Annotated in this window: 17 protein-coding genes and 2 pseudogenes; 6 read left to right on the top strand and 13 right to left on the bottom strand. The window is 64.4% G+C overall.

Annotated elements, in window-relative coordinates; genetic code table 11:
* Positions 1 to 125: 125 nt before the first annotated feature.
* The 5 genes from ACYQ07_RS02170 to ACYQ07_RS02150 all read right to left on the bottom strand — a co-directional run bounded on the left by ACYQ07_RS02170 (position 126) and on the right by ACYQ07_RS02150 (position 3,752).
* Complete coding sequence (locus ACYQ07_RS02170) at positions 126 to 1,145, bottom strand: DUF7961 domain-containing protein (RefSeq protein ID WP_459876742.1); 1,020 nt, start codon at positions 1,143 to 1,145, stop codon at positions 126 to 128.
* Positions 1,146 to 1,256: 111 nt separating this feature from the next.
* Positions 1,257 to 2,420: a hypothetical protein gene (locus ACYQ07_RS02165; RefSeq protein WP_459876739.1), complete on the bottom strand. Its 1,164-nt coding sequence runs from the start codon at positions 2,418 to 2,420 to the stop codon at positions 1,257 to 1,259.
* An 81-nt stretch (positions 2,421 to 2,501) separates the two neighbouring features.
* Positions 2,502 to 2,855, bottom strand: a complete 354-nt coding sequence (locus tag ACYQ07_RS02160; RefSeq protein ID WP_459876736.1) for a hypothetical protein — start codon at positions 2,853 to 2,855, stop codon at positions 2,502 to 2,504.
* Between the two features lie 81 nt (positions 2,856 to 2,936).
* Positions 2,937 to 3,449, bottom strand: a complete 513-nt coding sequence (locus ACYQ07_RS02155) for a PIN domain-containing protein (protein WP_459876733.1) — start codon at positions 3,447 to 3,449, stop codon at positions 2,937 to 2,939.
* Positions 3,450 to 3,752 carry a hypothetical protein gene (locus ACYQ07_RS02150; RefSeq protein ID WP_459876730.1) on the bottom strand — a complete coding sequence of 101 codons (303 nt, stop codon included), beginning with the start codon at positions 3,750 to 3,752 and terminating at the stop codon, positions 3,450 to 3,452.
* Between the two features lie 649 nt (positions 3,753 to 4,401).
* On the opposite strand from ACYQ07_RS02150, the gene ACYQ07_RS02145 reads away from it, so the two are divergent.
* Entirely contained in the window at positions 4,402 to 6,000 is a 1,599-nt protein-coding gene (locus ACYQ07_RS02145) for an aldehyde dehydrogenase family protein (protein WP_459876727.1), read from the top strand.
* 885 nt (positions 6,001 to 6,885) lie between these two features.
* Here the strand turns inward: ACYQ07_RS02145 and ACYQ07_RS02140 are convergent.
* The 3 genes from ACYQ07_RS02140 to ACYQ07_RS02130 form a co-directional block, all read right to left on the bottom strand.
* The gene (locus ACYQ07_RS02140; protein WP_459876724.1) at positions 6,886 to 10,938 is read right to left on the bottom strand and encodes a UvrD-helicase domain-containing protein; all 4,053 of its coding nucleotides are present in this window, start codon (positions 10,936 to 10,938) and stop codon (positions 6,886 to 6,888) included.
* Positions 10,935 to 14,381, bottom strand: a complete 3,447-nt coding sequence (locus tag ACYQ07_RS02135; protein WP_459876721.1) for a PD-(D/E)XK nuclease family protein — start codon at positions 14,379 to 14,381, stop codon at positions 10,935 to 10,937. Before ACYQ07_RS02135 ends, ACYQ07_RS02140 begins: the two co-directional genes overlap by 4 nt.
* Before the next feature lie 155 nt (positions 14,382 to 14,536).
* On the bottom strand, positions 14,537 to 14,740 hold the full coding sequence (locus tag ACYQ07_RS02130; RefSeq protein ID WP_459876719.1) for a DUF8144 family membrane protein: 204 nt from the start codon (positions 14,738 to 14,740) through the stop codon (positions 14,537 to 14,539).
* Positions 14,741 to 14,913: 173 nt separating this feature from the next.
* Here ACYQ07_RS02130 and ACYQ07_RS02125 point away from each other — a divergent pair, with 173 nt between their 5' ends.
* Both ACYQ07_RS02125 and ACYQ07_RS02120 read left to right on the top strand, forming a co-directional pair.
* A complete protein-coding gene (locus tag ACYQ07_RS02125) occupies positions 14,914 to 15,183 on the top strand; it encodes an AbrB/MazE/SpoVT family DNA-binding domain-containing protein (protein WP_459876716.1) in 270 nt (89 codons plus the stop codon).
* A gap of 15 nt (positions 15,184 to 15,198) precedes the next feature.
* Positions 15,199 to 15,549: a type II toxin-antitoxin system PemK/MazF family toxin gene (locus ACYQ07_RS02120; RefSeq protein WP_459876713.1), complete on the top strand. Its 351-nt coding sequence runs from the start codon at positions 15,199 to 15,201 to the stop codon at positions 15,547 to 15,549.
* A 121-nt stretch (positions 15,550 to 15,670) separates the two neighbouring features.
* On the opposite strand, the gene ACYQ07_RS02115 is transcribed toward ACYQ07_RS02120, so the two are convergent.
* Positions 15,671 to 16,207 carry a hypothetical protein gene (locus ACYQ07_RS02115; RefSeq protein WP_459876710.1) on the bottom strand — a complete coding sequence of 179 codons (537 nt, stop codon included), beginning with the start codon at positions 16,205 to 16,207 and terminating at the stop codon, positions 15,671 to 15,673.
* Positions 16,204 to 16,623, bottom strand: coding sequence for a hypothetical protein (locus ACYQ07_RS02110; protein ID WP_459876707.1), 420 nt, complete (start codon positions 16,621 to 16,623; stop codon positions 16,204 to 16,206). Before ACYQ07_RS02110 ends, ACYQ07_RS02115 begins: the two co-directional genes overlap by 4 nt.
* Before the next feature lie 318 nt (positions 16,624 to 16,941).
* On the opposite strand from ACYQ07_RS02110, the pseudogene ACYQ07_RS02105 reads away from it, so the two are divergent.
* The 3 genes and pseudogenes from ACYQ07_RS02105 to ACYQ07_RS02095 all read left to right on the top strand — a co-directional run.
* A pseudogene (locus tag ACYQ07_RS02105) lies at positions 16,942 to 17,079 on the top strand (DUF2080 family transposase-associated protein); the annotation flags it as partial.
* Positions 17,080 to 17,149: 70 nt separating this feature from the next.
* Positions 17,150 to 17,980: a hypothetical protein gene (locus ACYQ07_RS02100; protein WP_459876705.1), complete on the top strand. Its 831-nt coding sequence runs from the start codon at positions 17,150 to 17,152 to the stop codon at positions 17,978 to 17,980.
* 58 nt (positions 17,981 to 18,038) lie between these two features.
* A pseudogene (locus ACYQ07_RS02095) lies at positions 18,039 to 18,299 on the top strand (hypothetical protein); the annotation flags it as partial.
* A 119-nt stretch (positions 18,300 to 18,418) separates the two neighbouring features.
* Here ACYQ07_RS02095 and ACYQ07_RS02090 read toward each other — a convergent pair.
* The 3 genes from ACYQ07_RS02090 to ACYQ07_RS02080 all read right to left on the bottom strand — a co-directional run bounded on the left by ACYQ07_RS02090 (position 18,419) and on the right by ACYQ07_RS02080 (position 21,179).
* Complete coding sequence (locus ACYQ07_RS02090; protein WP_459876702.1) at positions 18,419 to 19,072, bottom strand: hypothetical protein; 654 nt, start codon at positions 19,070 to 19,072, stop codon at positions 18,419 to 18,421.
* Between the two features lie 73 nt (positions 19,073 to 19,145).
* Complete coding sequence (locus tag ACYQ07_RS02085) at positions 19,146 to 19,781, bottom strand: hypothetical protein (protein WP_459876699.1); 636 nt, start codon at positions 19,779 to 19,781, stop codon at positions 19,146 to 19,148.
* A gap of 81 nt (positions 19,782 to 19,862) precedes the next feature.
* On the bottom strand, positions 19,863 to 21,179 hold the full coding sequence (locus ACYQ07_RS02080; RefSeq protein ID WP_459876696.1) for an MFS transporter: 1,317 nt from the start codon (positions 21,177 to 21,179) through the stop codon (positions 19,863 to 19,865).
* Positions 21,180 to 21,292: the final 113 nt, after the last annotated feature.

Here is a 21,292-nt window from a genome sequence, read left to right as displayed (position 1 = left end):
GGGCGACGCGGTCGATCCGAACCGACCGCTCTCGTCGATGTCGTCCGGATTCCCGTTCCCGCTGGTATCTCTTTTGAGACATCACCGCGGAGTTTCTTTGGAATTGATCGGGGATACACCAGATATCACCAGTCTACTGCCGAGTGCTCCAGCGCCTCGTGGGTGTAGGAGTACTCCTGAATCCCGTTCCGCGCGCAGTACTCCGCTATCTCCGAGGGATGGACGTACTCGTCGTCGGGCTCGAACTGGTTGCGGAACGCGACGCTGACCTCGCCGTCGTCGACGGCCGTGACGACGGCGAGGTCGGGGTCCTCGTAGTCCGGCTTGATGACGTAGTCGCCGGGGACGAACGGATTGTCGGCATATTCGAGGTTGGTGTGCTTGTAGGTGTACAGGCCGATCTCCTGGTCGGCACAGTAGGAGGCGAGCTTGGCTGGATGAATGGTCCGCCAGTCGCCGGGCCCGTCATCCAGCGCGTTCGGGAAGGCGACGCTGACGGCTTCGCCGTCCATGGGCTGCCCGTACAGGCTCACGTCCGTCTCCGGCGGGAGGACTTCGACGACGACGGCGACCGACGCGTCGGCGTCGTCCGCCTTGCGCACGCGGTCGCCGGGCGCAAAGGGGTTGTCCGGCGTCTGGTTCATGTGCGCCGTGTTCGGGCCGAGCTCGTGGAGCTCGTTCATCGGGCGAGCCGCGAGGTGTGCCAGTTTCGCCGGCTCGTCTCCCGAGTAGGCGTCCTGGGACTCGACTTTCGAGCGAAGGGTCTCCGTGCGCTCCCAGCCGAGGAGGATGAGCGCGTCCTCCTTGTCGCGATGCCAGACCATGACGACGATATCGTCGTCGGGGTCGTTCTCGAGAAGCGTCGCCGGACGAAACGCGGACACGTCACGAGAGGTTTTCACGTCGACTTCGTAGCCGAACACCTCGAAGTCGTGCCCGGAGAAGCTCTCGGGGTTGCACCGCCGGATCGCCTCCTCGTTGAGCCAGTCCCAGAGCTCGACGGGCAGATACTCCCGGCAGAACGATTCGAAGGCGAGTTCGCCGAGATTGCCGGCGCGCTTGGCGTCGATGTTGTCCGCTCCCTGGATGACGGCCTGGTGGTGGGCGCGCTCGCGGTCGACCTCGTCGGGAGTGTGGAGGCACACGCCGCCGAGAACACCGGGAGCGGTAATGAAGATGTTGGAGACGTGACGAGTGGAACAGCGGTGAGAGCGGGAATCGCCTTCCCACCAACTGGCGTTCCGACCCACGGGGGCCTACGCCACGTTGCGCACCAGCCACGGCTTCTCGTCGGGGTCGTACTCGCTGATCGCGCCGCTGTGACTCCGTGTGTCGGCGGTGAGAATGCCGACGTGTTTGAGCTGCTGGACGAAGTTGAACAGCACGTTGTTGCGAACCACGTCCGTCCAGACGGAGCGGTCGGTGTAGAGCCGGGCGGTCTCGCCGCGCTCGATGAGTTCGCGGGCGCGGCCCGTCCCGCGGGTGGTGCAGAACGCGCTCAGGAACACGTTCGGGTACTCGTGGACGAGGCGCCCCACGAGGTCGAGAAAGTGGACGCGCGGTCCCTCCTTGCGAAGGGCGTCGAGAAGCAGACCGAACTCGGGGTGGCTGGCGAACGCGTTGCGGAGCAGCGTCGCGAGCGGCGGGTGGGTGTCGACGACGGTGCTTCCCCGAACGTCCTCCTTGAGCAGACGGAGGTCGTCGAGCGCCTCGACGCCGTAGCCGCGGAGGACGGTCGCCGACAGCTCGCCTTGGTCGGTTAACTCGTGTGTCGTACCAGTGGTGAGCAGTCCGAGCGTGTGCGCGCTCGTGGCCGCGGAGTCGCCGGCGCCGAAGCTGTACTCGTCGGCGAGCACGTCGACGAGTTCGTCGCGCGCCAGGGGGCCGTACCGGTCGAGGGCGACGACCGGCGCGAGGTAGTTCAGCGGCTGTGCGAGACTGAGCGTCGTGATGTCGCCGCCGAACTCGTTGCCTCGGAGGCGAAGCGAGAGCTGGCCCTCGATGTCGGCGACCTCCGCGGTCGACTCGGCGCTCGGCGGCGCGCTCCACGTGTCCACGCCGTCATCGTGCACGCCGATGACGCCGACACCCTTGGACTGAAGCAACGACGTGTGTGAGGCGACGGTGGGCTCGTGGCCGGCGAGATACGAGACGTGTGCGCCCTGCTGGTAGGTGAGCGCCTGCCCGATGCCGCGGAGGACGTTGCTCGACCCTTTCACCTCGACGGCGAACACGCGGTTCGTGTTCGTGAACCCGAGTACGTCGGGGTACCGACCCCGGATCGTGATCTCGTGGGACCGACAGCGGTCCAACACGTCACGGTACGTCTCGCTGTGCGCGTCGGGTACGTGCACGAGCGGGTCGTAGTCGCGGTCGCGGAGCTCGTCGACGACGTGCCCGAACACCGCCGCCTCGTTCATGGCGATCGTTCAGCAAGGGTGGGCTTAAACGCTCGGCAGGCTGGCGTGTTGGGGTCGAAGGTGGAATGAGGGGGAGACCGATCAGCGCTGCCCTTGGAGCTTGTCCATCTTACACTGCACACAGCGGTCGTCGAAGAAACAGGAGATGCTGTCGTACGGACAGTCGCGTTCTCCAACGTTCACCGACTGCCGGCGCTTCTCGTTCTCCCAGACCGACTCCCAGACGTCGATGTCCATGTCGGCGGAGGTGAACACCACGTCGCCGTCGCGGTCGACGATCTTTGCGACCGTGACATCGTGCTGGTGCTGTTTGACGAGTTCAATAGCACGGGAGTAGGACGAACACGGACGCACTCGTTTTCCGGAGCCGTCGGCGAGGAGGGTGACTCGTATTCGCCCGTCGTACTCCTCGGTCGGCTCCAGATAGTCGGTCATTGGCGATTGTTCTGGTCTTTCAACCAAAAGTGTTCGTCCACCTCTTTGGGCTCAAGCGGTGCGGCTTCGAGATACAGGCATTCAGCTTTTCTCAAGCATCGATCGGGCCCGAAGGATGTAGCTGTTCGCGTCCCAGCTGCGAGCGTTGCTGATACCGTCGAGAATCTCTCGCGCTTCGGCACCGGAGAGCTGTTCTGTTCGAACGAGTACGGACAGCAATGTCGGCGTCGTGACGAGCCGGGTATCAGCGAGCGACGCGTGGACCAAACCGAGCTGGTTGAACTCGTCACATAACAGGAGTGCAACGTCGAGTTCGTTTGCCAGCGTAACCGCGGCGTTTTCACCGTCATCCAGCGGAAATTCGGCGTCGAGATCGACGGACCGGGTCTCGAACGCGTCACGTCGGTTGAGCACGGCGGACGCCGCCCGGCCGTGGATGTCACCGTAGGACGCGACCTCTTCGAGTTCCTCAACGACCGCCGTCGGAAGAACCACTTCGTAACGTTCGAGACAGATCGAGAGTGGGTTCGCGTCGGCATCAGCGACGGTTCCGAGACTAACAAGAGCAGAGGTGTCCGCGACGAGCCACGACATCTATACGTCGGCGACCTCGTCGACGAAATCCTCGTTCAACTGCTGTTTCAACGCTCGAATATTTGCGGCTTCTTCTGCACCGACAAGCGCTTTAAGCTGTTCAAAGGTGATTTCATCGTCGTAGTACGCGGCGGCAATCTCCTGAATGAGTGCATCATCGTGAGCAGCCTCCTGAAGATATTCCCGGAGCGCCGTGACGAGGATGTCCGTCCGATCCTCTCCGAGCACGTCTGCGAGAGCATCGGTGCGATCGATGAGGCGGTGAGGTGCCCGAAACTGGACACGCTTTTTATCGCTACTCATATGTGTACATTGTGAGCCAAGATACATAGACCTTGGCGTGTGTACAATGTGAGCATCGAATGGGACATCGCCGAATCCCGGCCAACGTACCGCCCAGACATTCCGTGTGACGAATTCAGTGTTGATATGTTGATCTCCGGTTTGACTGGTTGTGACGTGGTTGTATCGGGTAGGCCTCGCGTATGATCCGACGATGTCTCCGTTCACTACACTGTCGAGGGGCCACCGGCGGGCTCGACGGTTCCCCTTTTAAGTGGGTCCGCTACGAGCGCTGAATGTGAGAGTGGCTCACCGCGGAGCACGACGGCGAGTTCCAAGTGGTTCGATCCGACGATCGAGTAACCTGTGTTCGGACACGCAGAAACGTTCCTACACTGTAGTGACGTTGGCGAACGGCGGATTGGAGGAACTCAAGAAACTCGATACGTGACGTGACCTCGCTGCAGCGGAGTGAGGGATCATCGAAATATCTGCTGCAGTAGGCTCCTTCGAGCTCCCCTCGTAACGCCGGAAGGATACTCTTCGGGATCCAGCCTCGTTCGGGGAAAACAGACTCGATGGCCAACCCGATCCGGACGGTGCCGCGAGATCACCGGGCACTGAACCTGTTCGGCACATTCAAGCCCCGCGCAGGAGTGAACACCACGTAATGGCACCCAGTCAGTTCGAGAACGAGCTCACGGTTCAAAAGCACACGGAGGCGGAGACGATGGACGAGTTCCACGCGGCCTACGAGGCCGCCGTCGACGACGTTCGCGTCGACTTTGGCGCGAGCTACCCGCTCCGGATCGACGGGGAGGCCGTCGAGACCGACGAGACGTTCACCGTCACGAATCCCGGCGACACCGACCAGGTGCTCGGGGAGTTTGCCGCCGGCGACGAGACGCACGTGGACGACGCCGTCGCGGCGGCGAGCGCCGCGTTCGACGAGTGGAAGGAGACCTCCTGGGAGGAGCGAGCGAAGATCTTCCGCGAGGCCGCGGACATCATCCAGGACCGGAAGTTCGAGGTCACGGCGTTGATGGCCTACGAGAACGGGAAGACCCGTAACGAGGCGATCGCCGAGGTCGACGAGGCGATCGACTTCCTCCGATACTATAGCCACGAACTCGAGAAGAACGAGGGGTACAACGCGGAGGAACGGGAGCCAACTCCCGGCCAGCGCTGTGTGAGCGACCTCCAGCCGTACGGCGTAATCGGCGTCGTCGCGCCCTTCAACTTCCCGTTCGCGATCCTCGTCGGGATGACCACCGGCGCGCTGATCACCGGCAACACGGCGGTGGTCAAGCCGGCGAGCACCACCCCGCTGGTGGCGCACACGTTCTTCGAGATCCTGGAGGAGGCCGGCATTCCGGACGGCGTCGCGAACCTGGTCACCGGCGGCGGTCGCGACGTCGGCCAGCCGATGATCGAACACGAGGACGTCGCCGGGTTCGCGTTCACCGGATCCCGCAAGGTCGGGATGGAGATCCAGCGGACGTTCGACGAGATGGGCAAGCACGGCCCCGTCATCGCCGAGCTCGGCGGCAAGAACCCCGTCATCGTCTCCGACAGCGCGGACGTCTCGAAGGCCGTCTCCGGCGTGAAGTACGGCGCGTTCTCGTTCAGCGGACAGAAGTGCTCCGCAACGTCTCGCGTGTACGTTCACGAGGACGTCGCCGAGGAGTTCACCGAGCAGCTGATCGAGGAGACGAAAGCGCTCGCCGTCGGCCAGCCCGAAAACCAGGAGACCGTCGTCTCGCCGCTGATCGACGAGGGCGCCATCGAGCGATACGACGACATCTGTGAGTCGGCCGCCGCCGATGGGACGATCGAGTGCGGTGGAAGCCACGTCGAGCGCTCGGATCTCCCCGAGGGACGCTACGTGGAGCCCACCGTCGTCACGGGCCTTTCACACGACCACGCGCTCGCGACCGACGAACACTTCCTCCCGTTCGTCACCATCCACCCCGTCTCGGACCTCGACGAGGCGATCACCAAGTCCAACGACAGCGACTACGCGCTCTGTGCCGGGCTCTTCACCGAGGACAAAGCGGAGGTCGATGCCTGGTTCGACCGGATCGAGGCCGGGATGTGCTACGTGAACCGCGAGCAGAGCGCGACGACGGGAGCGCTCGTCGAAGCGCAGCCGTTCGGCGGCTGGAAGTACTCCGGAACGACCGGCAAGTTCGCCGGCGGTCCGTGGTACCTCCAGCAGTTCATGCGCCAGCAGACCCGCACCGTCGTCGGCGACGTCGGCCAGCCCTAGCCTCTCGCCCCCCGACGCCGGCGGGAGACCCCACCCCGACCCGTTGGCCCGACGAGGCGGACCACGGGAACCACCACGTCCTCCGGACGATCCGAAAGCGCTGAGAATACGGCTCTGTGGCTCCGTTGAAACCCCCCTTCAGACGCAATCGTGACTGAAACAGCCGGTCGAAGGCGACTGCTTGCTGATCGACTTCGGGAGTGGGTGTATTACGTGAGTGGGTGCGGTATTTATAAGTAGGTCGTAGATGGTGTCGTACTTCGTTTATAAGGCGTGAATGATCGGTGAGTCGCCGGGAGTTCGCCGGTGAGGACCGCCTGCAAAGCCCCAGCCGGCTCCGGTCGAGGGGCTTGCTGCGCTCCTCGCTCTCAGCACCGCCCGCTGTGGTGCTTACGTCGCCCGTCGTCCCGGAGCTGGCTGCCCCTTTGAGTCCCGCCCCGCACAGCACAGCAACCGCACCTCACGCCTCCCCAGCCTCGTCGTCGCCTGCGGCGACGACTCCCTCGCACGCCGGCGAGCGCCCGCGGGCGCTCGCCGGGCGCGCCACCGCACCCCATTTATAAGGAGAGCGTCACCGCCACTCTCGACGGTTTATATACTCTCGCTCTTCCGTAGGAGATTGTTGATACACCCTCTCGTTGCAGACGCCACTCAGTAGCTGGCCGTTAGAGCCGCTGCAGCGCCAGTTCTTGCTCCGTCCAGCTCACAACAGAATCGCAAGAGGGCTCTCCATCAACAATGTGCTACACAAGAGCGTATACTCTACCGCCGATGACGAATTGCAATACTGACTCCCGATACCACTCAACAAGGAGTCTGTATAGCCCGGAGTCGGGTCAGCACTAAGCGCTCCGAATCCCTCGTCAACGCGGGAGCGACCGCCGGCTACTCGTCTCCAACCCCAACGGGCGTGTCGCCGAGGATCGACCGGAGTTGGTCGGTGGCGTCTCGTATCGGGTCGTCGAGCTCCGCCGGTTCCCACGTGAACGGCTCGTCCACGTCCGTGAAGTAGAGCGTCGCAGCCACGCCACGCGTCGGATCCTGCTGGGCGAGCGCGGCGGCGTACGCCACCAGCTGCGGGCGGTGGTGTGTGGCCTGCTCGGCCAGGAACTCGTCGGTCGACTGTCCCGGAGATTTCCGGTCGGTTTTGTAGTCGACGATGTGGAACACCGTCGGCGTGACGACGAGGTGGTCGATGAACCCGCTGACGGTGCCGTCGTCGAGGTCCAGTTCGATGTAGTACTCGTCGTGAGTGTGCTGAACGCCGAGTTCCCCGTGTAACTCGTCAAGGTACGCGATGGCGGCGTCCGAGTCGGCCTCAATGGCGTCGTACGCCGAATCCGGATACGTGGCGTCGGAGCCGCCTACCCTGCGGTCGTGTTGCTCCCGGATCGCCTGGTCGATCACGTGCCGACGCTTCTCGGCCGGCGGCCGGGTTTCACAGAGCCGGTGAACGGCGTGGCCGTAGATGGCCGCCGGGATGTCGCCGGCGCGGCTGCCGGCGGTGGCGGAGTCGTCAGTGGAAGGGGAGTCGTCACCGGTCGGAGCGTCCTCGGAGGTGGCGTAGTCCTCCGCGGTCGGATAGTCGTCCTCGTACTGGTCGTCCCCAGGTGCCTCGCCGTCGTACTCCGTGGCGCCGGCCGTGACCCGCCGGGTGTCGTCGTGGACCCGAATCTCAGCACTCCCCGCTGGAATGCGGCTGAGGTCGGAGGCGGAGAGTTGGAACTCCCAAGGCTGGTCGTACGCGTACGCCGTCCGCGTCGTCGACGCCGGAATGGGGTCGGGATCGTGGTCGTAGCGCTCGGTTTCGGGAGGAAGCCTCACGGTCACCGCTCCGGTTTTCGTCTCGCCGTCGAGCGCATACGGGAGCGTAGCGGTGAACGACCCCTCGTCTTCGAGCGCCTCCCAGTTCGCGGCGGCTGCTTCCTCCTCGGCTCCGAACAGTGCGGGTTGGAGCCAGTCCCGGTACGAGGACGGCTCCTCCGGGTCCGGCTGGTCGACGCCAGTTTCGTGGTCGTCGTCGGCCGGGTGCCGCCCGGTGAGGACGAGATGGTCCTCGGCACGGGTGGCGGCGACGTAGAGGATGCGCTTCTCCTCGGCATGCTCCTCTGCTCGCCGGCGGTCACGGGCGACGTGGCGCATGAGCGTCGCGTCGGCGTCCGTACGGTCGGCCGTGGGAACGTTCAGTCCCAGCAGCGGACGGCGCTCACCCGCGACCGGCACGCGCTCGTACTCGATGCTGCCGTTGCTGAGACGGGCACGGTCGTTGAACCCCTTGCCGAGGCCGGGCACGACGACGACGGGGTACTCCTGGCCTTTCGCCTCGTGAACGGTCATGATCCGCACACCGCTGGCGTCGGCGGCGTCGTTGGCCTCCGCCTCGCTTCGGCCCTGCTCGGCCTGATCGGTGAGTCGGGCCGTGACGCGGTCGAGGCTCGGAACACCGCTGGTGTCGAACTCGCGGAGTTTGTCCCGGAGCTTGTCGACGTTCGCGAGCGCCGCGATCCCGCGCTCGTCAGCAGCGATCGCCGCGAGATATCCGGTCTCGGCGAGGATCCGGTCGAGTAGCGCGACCCACCCATCGACGTTCACACCGGGCGCGTCGGCGACGCCGGCGTACTCTCGCCACCGTTGAAGGTCCGCAACGGCGGAGGCGACCTCCGGGTCGTCGCTCGCTTGGAGCGCGTTCCAGAGCGGTGCAGCGTCCGCCGAATCGTCGCGGTCGTGCAGACCAGCAGCAGCAGCCGCAGCCGCCGCAAGCTGCGTGTCGGTGAGCCCGCACAGCGGGGAGCGGGCGGTGGCGTACAGCGCGATATCGTCGGTGGGATCGGCGAGCGCGTTCAGGAGAGCGACGAGCGCGCGGATCTCGGGGGTCTCGAAGAACCCCTCCCCCTTGATCACGGTGTACGGGACGTTCGCGGCGCGAAGCCCACGTTCGTAATCCTTCAGGTCGCTGCGAGAGCGGATGAGGACGGCGACATCCTCGGGTTCGACGGAGCGAGTGCGAGTATTGGTGCCCGAATCGAGGTCGGCGTCGACAGGTTCCGAATCGTCAGCATCCGAATGGCCGGTGACGGGCGTCCCCGCGTTGAGCAGTCCGGCGATGCGGTTGGCGATCACGGCGGCCTCGATGTCGGCCGGTTCGGACTCCGGAAGCGCGGTGAGGTCGTGGTCCGCACCGAGATACCGCTCGCGCAGGTCGGTCTCGACCGGGACAGGGAGATACTCGACGACCGGATCGAGGCCCTCGGGGGTGTTGCGCCCGGCGGATAAAGGACCGCTGACGGCCTCGTACGGCTCGTCGTCGCCATACCCGAGTACGTGGTCGAACAAGCCGTTGATCGCGTGGAGCGTCTCGGGGAGCGTGCGGAAGTTGGTGTCGAGCGCGGGGCCGCATTCGCCGAGGTCGTTTGCCGCGTTCGCGGCGTGTATCGTGTCGGCGGCGTCGCCGAAGACGGTGACGTCGGCGTCGCGGAAGCGGTAGATGCTCTGTTTTACGTCGCCGACCACGCACACGTTGTCCGCGTCGAACGGGTCTCCACCGCTCGTGAGCGCCTGTACGAGCTGCCACTGGCGCGTGTTCGTGTCCTGGAACTCGTCGACCATGACGTACCGGAGGTTCTCGCGAAGCTCGGTGACTGCGTCCCCGTTGGTGCCGGCGTGCTCGGACTCGTCCGGTTCGGTCAGAGCGTTCTCGCCGGCGAGGAACGTGAGCGTGTGGCTGATGAGGTCGTTGTAGTCGAGTACGCCCCGTTGGCGTTTGCGGTCGGCGTACTCCTCGAGTGCCGTCTCTGCGAGGTCAGCGAGCGCGACGAGCAGCTCGTGTGCATCGCGGTCCGGGTCGAGTGAGGCGTCCGTCGGCCGTGTTTCGGGTTCGAGGGCGTCGAGGACGCCGTCCATCGCCGCGCGGAAACGCGTGGCCGTCGGATCGTCGCTCTCCCGGAACGCCTTGTTGCCGTAGTAGGTGCCGTCCCCGTACTGGTCGCCGTCGCTGTTCGTCAGCGCGTCACAGAGCCGAAGACACAGCGAAAGCCGTTCGATGGGAGACGCCGCCCCGATGTCGACGCCGGTGAGCTCCTCGTAGAGCGCGAGGACGTCATTGCCCACGCGATTCATCGGGTTCGCCCCCAGTTTGTCAGCCACTGCCTCGTCACCGTACAGCTCGCGCAGCGTGTCGAGATCGTCGGCAATGTCGTCAAGGAGCCGCTTCGGGTCGGCATCCAGTGGATGCAGCTCGACGAGGTGAGCCTCGTACGCGTCCGGGTCTTCTAGGTCACGGATCTCGTCGATCCACGCCTCGGTCATGTCGGCCTCCGAGATGAGCCCGACGAGCACGTCCACGAGCTTTCGTCGGTCGAACACAGTGGCGAGCCCGCGCGTCTCCGGCGGCTCGGATTCGACGAGCTCGGTGGCGACCGTCCGGCGGACCCGTGCGGTGTCGTCGTCTTCCATCACCTCGAAGTCGGGGTCGACCTCGGGGTGCGTGATGGCGTACTCCTCGAGGATGCGGCTACAGAACCCGTGCGTTGTGTCGATGTAGCCCGCCTCGACCCCGTCGGCGGCGGCTCGCCAGACGGCCCACCGATCCGGATCGTCGATCTCCGCCAGTCGCTCGCGGATCTTCTCACGGATGGAGCGTTTCAGGTCCTCCGCGGCGCGGTCGGTGAACGTCGTCACGACGATGCGCTCGGGGAGCCGGCGGGCTGCAGCCGGATCGGTGATCCGGTCGATGTCGTCCGGGACCTGATAGGGCGGTTCGTCCTCGCCGGCGTCAAGACACTCCGGTTCGTCGAGGTGGGCGCGGAGGATCGTGAGGTACCGCTCGGTGAGCGTCGTTGTTTTGCCGGTCCCGGCGCCCGCCTCCACGGTGACGTTCCGGTCGATCGTCCGGGCGGCGCGTTGCTGAGCGCGGGTGAGGGAGAGCTCGTCGTCGGTCATCGTGATCCCTCCGTGTCGAGTCCGGGCGCATACTGCGGGATGTTCGCGTCGGTGAGCGCTCCATGAATGGCGTGTCTCCGGTGATGACGAACGTCACACGCGTCGCGGTACGAGCAGTATTCGCATCCGGCCGTCCCGGGGTCAAGCACCGTAGGATGGAACGACCCGTCGTCGACGGCGGTCGCGATCCGGTCGATCCGGTCGGGGACGGTGTCGTGGAGGAACTCGCGGAATTCGGCGCGGGTGTCGAACTCCAGCGACCGGTACCGTCGCAACGGCTCCGGATCATCCGTGCCCCAGCGTGCGTGTGCAGCGTCTTCGTCGCCACCGATCGTGCCGGCGTGTGGGGAGATCGAGCTGGTCGGCTTGACCTGATAGTACGACGCACCGATCGGCTCGCCGCCGAGCGCGTTCTCGGCCATCAGGAGGTACGCGGGCAGCTGGAACGCGTGCCCGTCGATCGTGTCGCGCTCGCTCGGCGTGTTTCCAGTCTTGTAGTCTAGACCGACGAGCCCGCCGTCGTCGGTGATGTCGAGCCGGTCGATCTTCCCACGGAGCGTTACGTCCGTTCCGGGGACCGGGACTGGGTCGTCGGCGATCACCTCGGGACCGGGGTTACCTGTCTCGGACTCGTGTGGTCTGACCCCGACGTGTGCCTCGAAGTACGTCGGCGTCGCGTTACGCGGTGCGAGCTCGACCTCCGAACGGAGGAACCGCTTGAACAGGCCGGCTGCAGCGTCCGCATCTCCGTACGCGTTTTTCGGAACGTCCAACCCGTCGAACAGCGCGGCGACCCACGTGTCGTGAAACACGGTTTCGCGCGCGTCCACTTCCCCAAGTCGTTCGTCTGCAACCGTGTACAGTGCTGTCTCAGCCTCACCGAGCGTCGCCTCAGTGACGCCCTTGTGGCCCGCCTCGTGCCACTCCCGATAGAAGCGCTCGAGCACGTCGTGGACGTACGTGCCGGCATCGAGCGCGTTCAACTCGAGAGTGATCTCCTCATCCGGATCGATGTCGAGGAGGTTCTGGAGATAGTACTTGAACCCGCAGTCGGCGTAGGCCTCTAAGCGACTCGGGCTGTACGCGTGGTCGTCGTCACGCAGCTCGTCGACGACCGCGGGCTCCACGTGCCCGTCGTACTCGCCGACCTCGTCGGTTGCTCTGGCTGCGGCGACCCGCACGCCGCTCGCGAGACGAGCCGGCGCGTTTGCGCCCGGAACGTCCACGTCGTACGCGCCGGCGTTCGCCGCGACCTCCTCGGGCGTGGTGGCGTCCGAGTCGATGGCGGCGGCGAGCGACCGGTGCACGTCAGTGACCGTCGCCGGTCCCGCCCTCGCGGGGGTCGGTGTAGCGGGTGGACTGTCAGTCACCGACATCCCCGTAACTCGTTCAAGTTCCAGCAACGGGTCGGCGAGCACGTAGGGGTCGCCGTTCGGATTCCGCTCGGGCGCCGAGAACGTCACCGCTGCGTCGGAAGCGAGCAGCTGCGCGAACGCGTACCGCGTCCCCGCCACCGGATCCGCCGCCTTGAACTCCGGATGCGCCTCGTTGAGCGGACGGGCGAACGCCAGACGCCGCGGCGGCGACGGCGTATGCTCTGTCGTCAACCCCGGGACGAACACGTGATCGGCCGGGTTCGCAGCCGCTTCCGCCGGCGAACATACCCGAACGCTGTCCGACTCGCGCCCCACCGTGGTGTCGACCGAGACCTGTTCGAGCGCGCGGCGCAGGTCCTCGACGTCAGTACCGGCGCCCTCCTCGTCGACGACCCGGCCTCGACTCGACGGCCGAAGCGCGGTTAGTGACGCACACACCTCGGCCGCGTCCTGGAGCGCACGGCGCTCGCGTTCGCGAACCAGCCGGGAGAACCCGACCGCGTCCGTGACCCCGGTTCCGTCGTCGACGGGAACGCCGAGCGCGTCGAACAGCTCCCGGCGGGCGGCGTCGAGGTCGACGGCGTTGACGAACCGCTCACACGCGGTGACGGCCCCGCGGACCAGACTCTCGGCGTCATTCGTGTCGTCCGTGCGCACGTCGGCGTCCGGGTCCGAGCCGTCGCCCGTACCCGCACCGCCGTCCGTCCCCGCCACGTGGTCGGCGAGCGTGAACGCGCGCGTGGACTCCAGCAGCTCCGCGATCCGGAGCACCTCACGCGTCGTTTCCTCCCGGTCAGGATACACGAGCGGGTTCGACAGCAGACGGACGAGCGGCGCCTGTCGGTCCGGCCCCGTCCCGAGGTTGATCGCCGCCTCGAACAGCTTCCCGGTGGTCGTCGCGAAAAACGGCCGTGACGACGAGAACGACACCGGCACGTCCGCCTCGTGGAGCGCGTCGGCGAGCCGTTCGCCGTACGTCCCCTCGTCGAAGGGAGCGACGGCGACCGCCTCGGGGTCCACGCCGGCGCCGATCAGCGACCGAACCTCCCGCGCGACCGCGCGTACCTCACGGTGGACCGTCGCGTGCCTCTCCACCGACACGTCGGGTCCGAGCGTGTGCGGGCCGTCGGCACCGTCGATCCCGCTGGTCTGCCGGTAGAGGGACGCCGCTGCAGCGTCCCGGGCCGATCGAGCTGCCGACCCCGACTGAGGCGCCGGCGTGAATCCCAGCTTGGCGTACCACTCGTGGATCCGGCGGATGGCGTCGTCGGCGCCGCCGAGGGCTTCGGTCGGCTCGCCGGCCGGCGAGTCGTCCCCGAGTGCGGCGCCATCGGTCACCCGCGTCAGCACGACGCCGGTGTCGAACGCGTTCGCGAGGAGGTCGACCACGTCGCGCTCCAGCGGCGAGAGCACGCGAAACGAGCCGACGACGACCGCGTCCGTCGCGTCGAGCTCGGCGCTCACGAGCGACGGGCCCGCATCGAGCACGTGTCGGAACCGCTCGCTCCGGAACGTCTTCGTCGGGTCATCGAACCCGTCCTCCGCCGTGTCCGTGAACCCGTCCGCCCGTGCATCGTGTACGTGTGTGACGAACCGGGACAGGTCCCGACCGAGATCTGGAAGCCCCTCCTCGGCGAGGCGTCGTTCGACTTCAGTCGACGTGATTGCGCCGGCGAACTCCAGCAGCGACAGCAGCTCCTCGGCCTGCTCGATGAGCCCAACCGCCGGATCGTCGGGACTGTACAGCGGATGTGCTGGGTCGTCGATGCGGGCGAGCGCTTCCTCAACGATCCACCGGCGCTCCGCATCCGTGATGAACGTCGACGAGCCCTCGTAGGTGTCCGCCTCGTACAGGTCGTCGACGAGCGTCCGGAACCCGTCGAGGCGGAGCTCGACGCGCGATCCGTGTGGCTCCCACGCGTCGACGACAGTCTCGTCGGTCACCGCCGGCGGTTGGAGGTACAACACGGAGCGTGGGACGCCCGACGACCGTTCTCCGGCCCACCGGAGCGCCGCGGTTCGGCCGCGAGCGGGGGTCGACTCGGAAAACGCGCGACGTAACGGCATTGTCCACACCTCACACAACGAACACCTGAACCTTTCGCTGCCTCACCGTCGAGAGAGTGCGGGGGGTGTTCAGCGGCTCATCGTGCGGTGCGGATGGTGTCGGGATGACGGACGCCGGAGACGCTGGCGAACGGTCCAGTGTCCGATGGAGAATTTCACCGACCGTAGATGAGAAATGACAACGCAACGAAGGCGACGATCGTCCCGAGAACGAACACACCAACGCCAGTAATCAGTGATATCGGGACGACGTGACCAAACCCGTACAATGCGATCACACCACCCAGAACGGAGGAGACGACCAGAAAAGCCCCCGTTTGCCATTTTTCGAGGAATCCTACGGTACTCTGTTCTGCCATATGTTCTACACTCAAACACTCTCAATAATCAGTGTGTTTATTTGTGGAAATAAACCTACTGAAACCTTATTCTTCAGATATACCATCAAGCGAAGTATCTGGTCGATGAACACTGCGAATTGAGTGACCATACCACCGACATCTATATTAGTATGAAAAAAGTATGAATAGGTATGCCAGAACACAAACGGAAAGTCGGAGAGCGGGGGCAAGTGACGATTCCGAAGGAGCTGCGGGACCGCCGTGGCATCGAAGGAGGTGACGAAGTTGAATTCGTTGAAGTGAATGACGAGATCATACTCAAACCGCCGACAGATGAGGAACGGCTTGCTGAAGGATATCGAAAGAGAGCCGAGCGGTCTCGTGAGTTGGCGGAAGAAATGGAAGAAGTATCCGCAGAAGCAACCGAGCATCTCGGTGACGCGCCCGGCTGGAGCGAGTGAATTCTGGAGTCAAGTGTGCAGGTACGCCGTGGCGACATTGTCATCGTTGAACTGAATCCCACGAAAGGGAGTGAACAGCAAGGAAAGGGCCGGCCCTGTGTTGTCATCCAGAACGATGTTGGGAATCAGTACTCACCAACAACCATCATCGCTCCGTTCACAACGCAGTACACGTCTGGAGACACGTATCCGTTTGAGGTGGAAGTACTGGCTTCGGATACTGCCCTCGATCACGATTCAGTGGCAGATCTCAGTCAAATCCGTGTTGTCGACATCGCCGAACGTGTAAAAAAGAACAGTGGATCTGTCCCGTCATCAGATATGGCGAAAATCGACTCGGCAATCAAAAATAGCCTCGGCATTTGAGCGGAACGTTCCGTCAGTGTATAGTCTGTATAGACCGAGAAGTAGTCAGAATTGTCATCTACAAAGGATTCCAGCAGAAACTGAATTACCAGGGGATAAAACGTGATCGACGGGATGCCAGTCACCGTACGAGCTCGGTCGGCGGCGCGTCGATGACGGTTCGAGAAACGGCATCGTCTTCCTCGGCGCCGCGAAGCTCAAACCCGCGGAGCCGGAGCGCGACGGCGGCGTCCGCTCGCTCCGCGTCGGTCGCCGGCGTCACGTCCCAACTGTTGCCGTCCGTTCCGGAGACGGTGAGGCGCCCGTCGTGAAACTCCACGTGGTCGATCTCCGTCGCAGGAACGGTCACCGTTCGGTCCCGACCGAACCGCACTCCGAGCGATTGGAAGAGGCTCACCACCCCTACAGCAACGATCAGCGTTCCGGCCAGCAGGCTCCCGAACGGGAGTCCCGAAAGGACCATCCCGAAAACGAGCAGGAGGAACATCCCCACCCCGGAGAGCGTCGTGGTCCAGTCGAAAGGTGACTCGCCACCGCGAAGTGCGGAGCGGACGCCGGCGACCCATCCACCGACGGTTCGGCGGATGCAAAGCTCACTCGGACCGACGTACAAGGTGCCGTCGGTCGTGCGGATCGTCCAGACGCTGTTCGTGGTCATCGGGTCAGCAGCACCGACCCGACCAGGTACACGGCGAGCGCGACGGTGAGCGCGACGGCTGTCCCGGCGACGAGCGGCGCGCCGTTCTGCCAGAAGGCGACCGCGAGCATCACGATCGCGCCGGCTTCGAGGCCGAGCCCGAAGGTTCCGCGACCGACGCTCGGCGTGACGCGCTCGGCGGCCTCCCGAAACGAAAGCCCGCCGTCCGACTGCTCCTGTGCCGCGGAGATTCCCAGAAACCACGGGAGAAACAGGAACGCGCCGACCGCCGTCAACACGCCCATGACGCCGCCGTACACGACATCGTCAAGAGCGATAACGCCGATTACGGTGAACATCACGCCGTTCAGGATGGCGGCGCCGACGCCAATGCTCGTCGGAAGCTTCCCGTTCGTAGCGGGTTGTGGGGAGGGCATCCGTCAGCCCATTTCACATCCGAATTGAAAACGTTTGCTCCGTTCGAGGGTCCCGCTCGCCGCCGTCCGCTCGTGGAGGCGGACGCCGTCGTCGGCCAAGCTCGTCTCAAGCCGTCGTTCCGGTTCCACCCCAGTGAGGGCGTCGGCGCCGTCGTGAACACGCCGTGGGAGAATCAACGCGACCGATGACGGAAAGCGACACCGGCCAGACATCGTCCGCCTCATTCTCTAACTTAACGCGACCCACAGGCCCACCGCTATTTTTATGTAGATCTATAGAATGTGCGTTATTAATAGAAGTATTTAGAATAAAGACCAGAAGCCCTCAACGGAACCGTAAAACCGTCAGGCAACAGTGCCCACGATATCGTTCCCAAACGCTGGCGCGGAGCCGACGTGAAAGTCGTTCGCGTCTCCGAGCCCAGTTCAAACGAGTGGGCTATGCAGTACAACTAGTTGAAGTACCCGTAGCCCCATCTGATGCGCAAATGCCCTCTCCCAATCAGCCTGAAGAGATCCACGAAATATGCCTGAAGTAGCACTGATCATCGCTGGCATCATTGCCTTGTTCGGCATGCTGGCGGTCAACGACGCGCGCAGCACCCGCGAGCGTGCACGAACCGCTGAAGAGGTCTGGAGTCACGCCGATCGGCTTCATGACGACGGAGCGGGAACGACCGTACATGGACCGGTTTCCGTCTCGAAACCAGGACTCCCCGACCGCACGCCGCCTGCGGACGCCGACACAAACGACGGTGACCCCGCGCTCCGGGCGTGGCGCGTCCGTGAGAAAGTGAAACGTAGCGGCAATCGCAGCGGTACGAAATGGCGAACAGCTGACAGCGGGCTTGCAGTTGGTGAGTTCTCGATCTCTCAAGAGTGGGAAGACATCGTTGTCGATGCCGACACGTTTGTTGATCCCGATGTTGGTGTCCTTGGTGGTAACGCTGACCCATTCGAGGCACCGAACTGTTATCTCGGCGAGCCGGGGGAAGACGTCTTGCTTGGTGAGCTGGATCCGATCAACAAACGACTACGGAAATGGGGGCTCACCGGCAAGGACGGCATCCTCAGTGGGTTCGAGTTCACGATCAGTAGCGGCCGAAAAACGATGAGTCCGGATCGGTATCAGGCGACGATCGTCCGCGACGGCGATGAGTTGCTCGTCCGTGGCGAGCTTGACGAATCGGGCGACGAACCGGTGCTTCGTGGTACTGAAGCAGTTCCGATGCTCGTCACCATCGGAGATCTCGAAGAGAAGGCGGAGCAACTCCGACAGAGTGCCAGAAAGGAAGCAGCCGTCGGGATCGTTATCGTGCTGTTCGCCGTCCTAGTGGCGGCTTCCACCTTGCTTTGAGATCGGATGCTTTGAGGAGATGATGTGCAAGCTCTGTGCATGTGCTGAAACCATTATGCGTGATGACACCCCCGAGGGACGGCCCATGTTTGGCCTTGATGATGGAGAAACTGATGGGATCTTCCTCGCGAACGCGCTCGCCGTTGACGGCTTTCTAACCGACGAGTTCGGTGGAATGAACTTTCCGCTGATTCATGCCGTGCTCGATGGACCGCGTATCGTTCCAACCCTCCGCCTCATCTGCGACTACCGCAGCGGGCACATGACTCACAAACAGGCTCGGAAGCTAATTACTGCGATCAGTTCTCATCGAAGCTGAGAAAACAGTCCGTACGGCATACAATTGCTCCAGCACCTCGAAGATTGACATCCTCCCGCGCCTAAAGACGACGGAATCCTACGGCACCGCACCGCTGGATTGGGATATTATCGGGGCATTCACCACGCGAGCAGCAGTGTCGTGAGGACGATAGCGAGGAGGGCGAAGCCGCCGATTATCTGCCCGATCGTAGTGCCTCCGAGCTCATCTACTGGTGACTCTCCGTCGATTTCCACGCGACCGGCGTCGGAATCCCGTTCCGCCGGCGAGCCGGACGCCACGCCCTCCTCGACAACCTCAACAGTCGTCAGCGCGTTCTTGTCGACCACCGCGTCACCCGAAACTACCACTGCGTGCTCACCCGGATTGTCAAACGCAACTGTTCCCGTCACAGTCGCGGACTCGCCGGGGTCGGCATCGATCGTGGACTCAGTTACGGGCTCGTTGTCGGCCAGCAATGTCACCGTCTCGTCGCCGGCGGTTGAGCCGACGTTCTCCACGTCGACCTCGACGGTGACGGTCGTCTCCCACACCGGAATCAGCTCCTCGTCCTCCACCTCGATCTCGTCCGTGTCCGCGGGATCGACCCGGTAGTACGCCAGTGGGTCGACACCGGGCGCGTTCGGCGGAGCGACATTCGTAAACGCCTCGTCGCTGCCCTCAAAATCCTCACTCGTGTACTTCCCGCACGGTTTGACACCGAACGCTAATTGCGGATACAGCAGCGTCGAAGCGGCACGACAGGCTTGTTTCGCCTCAGCTGTCTGGACCATCTTTCAACCAACGTCGCCCAGCGTGAAGAGTCTCAGCTAGGTTCGGCAACTACTGTGAAGCGCGAGGAGGATGTCATACGCCGCCCGGGTACTTTCCGTGTTCGCGGTAGTGTGAGACCACTTTGAGGAACGCGGCGATGTGGAGCCCGACGACGATGACGATCGTCGCGACGTACGCGAAGTGGAGCGGATCCTGAAACGGCGCCCCGCGGACGAACGTCTGGTCGTACACGTGAACGGAGAGCAGCCAGAACATGACGTACGTGCCGTGGCTCTGGTGCCACTTCCACGCTTTCGGGCCGAAGAACTGGTACGCCGTGTTGTTTGAGGTGATCGCGAGGATCACCGCGATGATCGTCCCGACCGTGGCGGCCGCCGCCCACGGGCTCATGCCGGTGACGAAGCCGACGAGCGTCCAGCCGAACGCCTGAAACACGTAGACGATGTGTGCGATCGCCCAGACGACGAACCAGATCCCGAGTTCGGAGCGCCAGTTCAACGGGAAGTTCCCCGGATACCAGTCACGGATCGACGGCTTGAGCTTCGTCGCCGGGCCGATGAGCATCACGGCGAACAGGAGGAACCACGGGACGGCGGCGATCGTTCGAGAGGGTCCGTAGCCGGCCAGCAAGAGGAGGCCCGCAAGCAGGAGGCTCCCCACGACGACGGCCGCGTGATGCTTCCATCGATTGAACGGGTCGACGGTCATGACGGAGGGTCATAGGGAACGCACATCAAAATGGTGGTGAGGAGCACCTGGCGCGGCAGGGTGACGGGCTCGCGTCCGCCCTCACGTCACGTAGCCGAGCAGCGGTACCGGCCGTCTGGGCGTGTTGACCTCCGACACCTGCGTGGCGACGACCACGACGCCGAGCGCGGCGAGCGCCGCCGCGAGCGCGAACGGGACGACGAAGCCCCACGCCACGAGGAAGCCGGAGAGCAGCGGCCCGGCGGCGACCCCGAAGCCGAACGCCATCGTGAGCACGGAGAGCGTCGAGCCGGACTCGCCGTCGGGCGCCACGTCCCCGGCGAGCGCGAGCGCGGGGGCGAACACCATCGCGCCGGCGACCCCCTGCAGGAACCGGGCGTGGAACATTAGCCAGGGGTCGGAGATCAACCCGAACGCCAGCGAGTAGTCCGGGATCAGTCCCTGCACGAGCGTCGTGGGAACGAGCAGGATCGTGCCGGCGAGGATAAACACCTTCCGGCCGTAGAAGTCGGTTGCACGGCCGATCGGGGCCTGCAGGAAGATCTGCGCGAGGACGAAGGCAGCGAACTGAAGCCCGAACATGTCGGCACCCTGGTCCAGCTCGGTGTTGACGATGTCGCCCAGCGTGGCGAACACCGCGAGTCCGACCGCCATGAAAAAGGAGACGACGCCGAGCGCGAACACGGGGTCGAGCAGCTGCTTCCCCGAGCGGTCTCGCACCGCCAGCGATTCGAGGAACGTCTGGCGGTTCTCGGTCGGCTCCACGTCCGGATCGCGGATCAGCGTCACGACGAGCAGGAACGCGAGCACCGCGGTGCTGGCCGCGAAGTAGAACGCGGCGTCGAAGCCGGTGAGCTCGACGGTCGTCACGCCGAGGGGGATCGAGAAGGGGCCCGCGGCGACGACGGCGCCCGCGGCGATGGGGCCGACGCCGAAACCGACCAGTCGGAACGTGTTGTACGTCCCCATGTTGCCGCCGCGGTTCTCGTCGGTGGCGAGGTCGTTGACGAGCGCGACGGTGGTCGGGATGATGAACGCGCCGGCGACCCCCTGCAGGACGCGCAGCCCGATCAGGTGCCAGTAGGTGGCGGCGAACGCGTAGCCGACGCCGGCGGCCGCGATCAGCGTCAGCCCGAACAGCACGAACACCTTACGCTTCCCCGTCCGGTCGGAGAGCCGCCCCGTGAACGGCTGGAGCGGACTGTTGACGAAGCCGAAGATCGAGAGGATGACGCCGGTGATGAAAACCTCCGTGAGCCCGAACGTCGCGCCAGTGACGAACTCCGAGGCGATGAACAGCGGGAGCACGACGACCAGAAACGAGTTTCCGACGGACTCGGACATGCGGGCGAGTGCGAGCGCCAGCACCTGCGGGTTGACGCCGAGCGCGTCCTTCATCGGTGGAAACGGGAGGGGGTGAGAGTCATGATTGTGGTCCTCGGAAAACCGAGTTGGTCGAACGTTCGTCCCTTCTCCCAATACGCTTGTGTTATCGGTCACCTGCGTCGGTG

This window comes from Halorubrum gandharaense (assembly GCF_054654575.1).
This window is presented reverse-complemented; position numbering and strand designations above follow the sequence as displayed.